Source organism: Mesorhizobium delmotii (assembly GCF_900149755.1).
Classification (GTDB): domain Bacteria; phylum Pseudomonadota; class Alphaproteobacteria; order Rhizobiales; family Rhizobiaceae; genus Mesorhizobium; species Mesorhizobium delmotii.
Map to the genome: position 1 here is coordinate 1 of NZ_FUIG01000102.1, position 393 is coordinate 393.

Genomic DNA, 393 nt, shown 5'->3' on the forward strand with positions numbered 1-393 from the left:
AGAACCTTCAGGACACTATCCCATGCATATTTGGCGGCCAGCCATGTCAATCTCGGTAACCTTGCAGCAGCGCGCGCGGCGGCGCGGCAGCTGCTGGAAATCGCTCCAGGTTTTACCGTCAGCGGATTCGTACGGATGGACTTGTTTCGTCGCTCGTTGATGAAAGCACTTGGCACAGCGTTGCTAAAAGCCGGGCTACCGGAATGAAGCGATAGTGCGTAGTCTGGTCCCGGTGCCCAGGGCTTGAACGAGCGCCTTCTCACCACTTGCGGTCGTTCACCCAAGCAATCAGGAATGTCTGCAGATGGCGCTTCAATACCGTTGCAGTGGTGCGACGCTCCTGACGGGCCTACACACCCTAAGCCGGCATTCGCGGAATGATGACTGTCCATA

At 57.3% G+C, this 393-nt stretch carries 1 pseudogene; it reads left to right on the forward strand.

The annotated features are described in order from the left end of the window. Window positions 1-207, forward strand: a pseudogene (locus BQ8482_RS38855) (winged helix-turn-helix domain-containing tetratricopeptide repeat protein); the annotation flags it as partial. Window positions 208-393 lie beyond the last annotated feature (186 nt).